Origin of the sequence: Flectobacillus sp. (assembly GCF_049240685.1) — a bacterium.
In the GTDB taxonomy this organism is placed as follows: domain Bacteria; phylum Bacteroidota; class Bacteroidia; order Cytophagales; family Spirosomataceae; genus Flectobacillus.
Map to the genome: position 1 here is coordinate 1 of NZ_JBMLSD010000417.1, position 4,196 is coordinate 4,196.

3 protein-coding genes are annotated in these 4,196 nt (G+C 40.6%); all 3 read right to left on the reverse strand.

Going from position 1 to position 4,196, the window contains the following annotated elements:
* The coding region (locus ACOVQ4_RS19030; protein ID WP_095161036.1) for a YifB family Mg chelatase-like AAA ATPase at window positions 1–1,535 on the reverse strand (1,535 nt) is incomplete at its 3' end.
* Window positions 1,536–1,877: 342 nt separating this feature from the next.
* Window positions 1,878–2,789: a S66 peptidase family protein gene (locus ACOVQ4_RS19035; RefSeq protein ID WP_421822191.1), complete on the reverse strand. Its 912-nt coding sequence runs from the start codon at window positions 2,787–2,789 to the stop codon at window positions 1,878–1,880.
* Between the two features lie 216 nt (window positions 2,790–3,005).
* Window positions 3,006–3,998: an ion channel gene (locus ACOVQ4_RS19040; RefSeq protein WP_421822192.1), complete on the reverse strand. Its 993-nt coding sequence runs from the start codon at window positions 3,996–3,998 to the stop codon at window positions 3,006–3,008.
* Window positions 3,999–4,196: the final 198 nt, after the last annotated feature.

A 4,196-nucleotide genomic window follows, 5' to 3' on the forward strand; every position in this document is an offset into this window, starting at 1 on the left:
CCCGCCCAATTTTCTCTATCTAGGCTTCGGTATTGGATAGCTTCGGCGATGTGTTCGGTTTGGATATTTTCGGTACCAGCCAAATCGGCAATCGTGCGTGCTACACGCAAAATACGGTCGTAGGCGCGCGCTGAAAGTTGAAGCTTTTCCATGGCACGTTTGAGCAACAAAACTCCCACGGGTTCAAGTACGCATACCTCTTTAACCATTTGCGAAGGCATCATTGCGTTGGAATGTATAGCAGGATAATCTTTAAAACGCTCCGTTTGAATTAATCTCGCCTTGATTACTCGTTCTCTAATCTCCTCACTCGTTTCTGTTTTACGGGTAGAAGATAGTTGGTCAAAATTGACAGGCGTTACCTCCACGTGCAAATCGATACGGTCGAGCAGTGGGCCAGAGATTTTATTCAAATATTTCTGGACTGTTCCCGGAGGACAACTACATTCTTTTTCGGGATGATTGTAATAACCGCAAGGACAAGGGTTCATGCTAGCAATGAGCATAAAATTGGATGGAAACTCCACCGCCCATCTTGCTCTCGAAATGCTTACTTTTCTTTCCTCCAAAGGTTGACGCATTACTTCTAATGCAGACTTTTTGAATTCGGGTAATTCGTCCAAAAACAATACCCCATTATGCGCTAGTGATATTTCGCCAGGCTGTGGATTTGAACCTCCACCTACCAAGGCGGCATCCGAAATGGTATGATGAGGCGAACGATACGGTCGGGTAGAAATCAGGGTAGCTTTCGTACCTAGCTTGCCCGCCACCGAATGAATCTTGGTCGTTTCGAGGGCTTCTTGTAAAGTCAATGGAGGCAAAATCGTTGGCAAACGTTTAGCAAGCATGGTTTTCCCAGCCCCAGGAGGGCCAATCATAATGGCATTATGACCGCCTGCTGCCGCTATTTCGAGCGCACGTTTGATATTTTCTTGCCCTTGTACGTGCGAGAAATCGACATCGTAATCATTTTGAGAATGAAAAAATATATCTCTCGTATCTGTTACAGTTGGTTCTATTTCAAGACTTCCTTTCAAAAAACCGATAGCTTCACCAATATTTTTGACCCCTATAATATCTAAGTTATTGACAATAGAAGCTTCTGATGCATTTTCAACAGGTAAAATAAAGCCTTTGTAGCCACGTTTACGAGCTTCGATAGCAATGGGCAAAACACCCTTGATAGGTCGTAAAGCACCATCTAATGCCAACTCACCCATAATGACGTAGTCTTCCAAAACAGGTAAATGGGCTTGTTCGGAGGCGTGTATCACCCCCAAAGCAATAGGCAAATCGTATGCTGAGCCTTCTTTTCGAATATCAGCAGGAGCCAAATTTACGACCACCTTAGTACGTGGGAAAAAATAGCCAGTTTGTTTAATTGCCGATTCTACACGGTGAGCAGATTCCTTTACGGCACCATCAGGTAAGCCCACAATAAAAAAACCTTGTCCTTGACCTTCACTTACCTCAACGGTAATAATTGTCGCATCTACGCCATGAACGGCGCTTCCATAAGTTTTAGCAAGCATGATTAAAATGTTAGGTAAAGTGATAGATGTATATACGAATGTTGAGTTCTGAGTGATGAATTGTCCTTGCCTAAAATAGGTTGCCCTCAAAAAGCAACTTTGGGGCTTTCGACTTTCAGCAATGGGCTTTCGGCAAAACATATCTATAATTACTAAAAACCTATTAACACTCTTTGCCTAGAACCTGTTGCCTTGTGCCTAAAACACATTTTACCCACTTACTTACTTGTTCATTTAGTTAGTTAGAGGGTTGTGATAGAGTGATTATTTCTAAAAGACCACAACACAGAGGAAACTCTATCTTTTTATAGATAAAATTTAATAAAAAAATCACTCATTCAATTACTCAATTATTCTTTCTTCCAGCATACAGAGATTTTCGAGTACAGTTAATTCCATTGCTCGGCCTACAGGCATGGCCCAGTTTTCGGGTTCGTGCCCGACGGGAAAGCCGTAGGAGCGAGGGTATTCATATTCCGCAACGGCCTCCTCTACAATTTCATAAGCTGTTTTGCCATAAATAGACGGATCATCAGATAGGTTGGAAAAATGCCCCACAATCAAACCTGCTAACTCGGCTAATTGACCTGTTCGCTTGAGCTGAATCATCATGCGGTCGAGCGCATAATGATATTCGCCTACATCTTCCAGAAAAAGGATTTTACCACTTAAATTTACTTCAGATCTCGAACCAATCAAATGCACCATCAATGCCAAATTACCACCTACGAGTTGCCCTTGCGCTTTTCCTTTACGGTTCATTGGATGACTTGGTACTTGATAGGATATAGGTTTGCCAAATAGCAAATCTTTGAGCGACTCTAAGCTTTGTGCGCCGCCTTCTTGCAAAAATAATTTAGGCATTACCCCATGGATACTTTCGACACCTAAACAAAACGCATGGCAAAGTACCGCCGTAATATCTGAAAAACCAATCAACCATTTTGGGTTTTCTAAAAAAGCATCAAAATTGATTTGGTCCAAAATTCGAGCACTTCCATAACCTCCTCTTGCCGAAAAAATCGCTTTGATAGATGGATTATCCAACATTTGTTGAAAATCTCTCGCACGAACTTCATCGGTTGCTGCATATTGATTATAGCTTGTTTTCAATGACTCCCCCAATACAACTTTGAGCTCCCATTCGGTTTCCATAAAAGCAATTGCTGCTTCTAAATCTTCAAAAGCGACTTTCCACGCCAGTGCCAATACTCCTACGGTATCGCCTTTTTTCAAAAATGGAGGTTTTTGCATCTAATTCTTCAATCTAAATTTTCTCATTTACACAAGATGTAAATTTACAAAATTCTAAAGAGATAAGTGAAAAGAAGTTATTAGTTAAGTTAGCACGCAAAATAAAATTTAAGTTTTCAAGCAATAGGCATTAAGCTGTAAGCTAAAGAATGTGCTTGCCTAAAGCCTATTGCTTATTGCCTAGAGCGTATTAATGCAATTAATACTTACCAATATCTACTCCTCAGGAAACAATTCGCTAGCCAATGGCACTGGGTTTGTCTCTGATAATTTACTCAAGTCCAAGACTACGTGACCGTTACTATCTATCTCACCAAACATTGAAACAAATTTTTGTCCAAACACCACCTCCTCGGCATGATATGAGCTACGAGAATGAACAGTCTGATTAAAAGTATCTTCGGTACCTTTTATCAAAATCAAAAACTCTGCATGTTTTTCTAGAAGCTCCTCTTGACTCATACCAAACAACGGACTTTCATCGGTGATAGGGTGAACGATGGTCCAACTGCCTGGGAAGAAATTCACTTGACTTCTTTCCAAATGTAGGCGGTTGTAAGAGCGTGTTTTTCTGCCATGCTCATCTTTTTGTAACATGGATAAATTAACTTCTACAGACAAATCGATTATTTGGTTGTCACGAGCATTGACAATACGAAACATCAAACCTGTCATATCCAAATAGGGTGCTATCACAGCGATATCAGAGTATAAAATATGCGCAATAGGCCGAGAAAAGCGTCCATACAATAAGCCAGTAGCTATTGCAAAGCCCATCAATCCCAACAAAGATTCGAGCGATGCCACTGTACTCATAATCAAACCAGTAGGAGCAATACGCCCATAACCTACCGTAGTTAGAGTTTGTGCCGAAAAGAAAAAAGCATCCATAAACCGCATAGTAGGCGTACTCATGTCAGCGCCTTGAAGGTGCTCCATGCCGATGACATTGTACAATCCTGCAAATAGCAAATTGACCACCATAAAATACACAACCACTATCATAAAAAATTGAGGCCATGTGCAAGTAATCAACTCATGATAAATATTGATACGGTCGAGAATAGAAGAGCCAACCCTTTTGACATTAAAACTTCCGTCTCGATTGACCAATCGTTGGGCTTCGCCTACTTGCTTGCCAAAACCTAGCTCTTGGCGGCTTTCTTCCTGTTTGAGGTATTTATCGTTTTTATAGCGTAATAAAGCCATATATCTGAATGTTGGAGAGGGATTTTTATAGCTAACATATTTTGAAGTCAAAATCGTTTCGTAATTTTAGAGAAGACCCTTATAAGCTTCAAAACCCCATAATACTTTTTTTTTCTTCAATGAATTTCAATAACTTCCGAATAGGTTCCTACCTCAGAGCATCAAACACAAGTTAGTACGCAAAATAAAATTGAATTT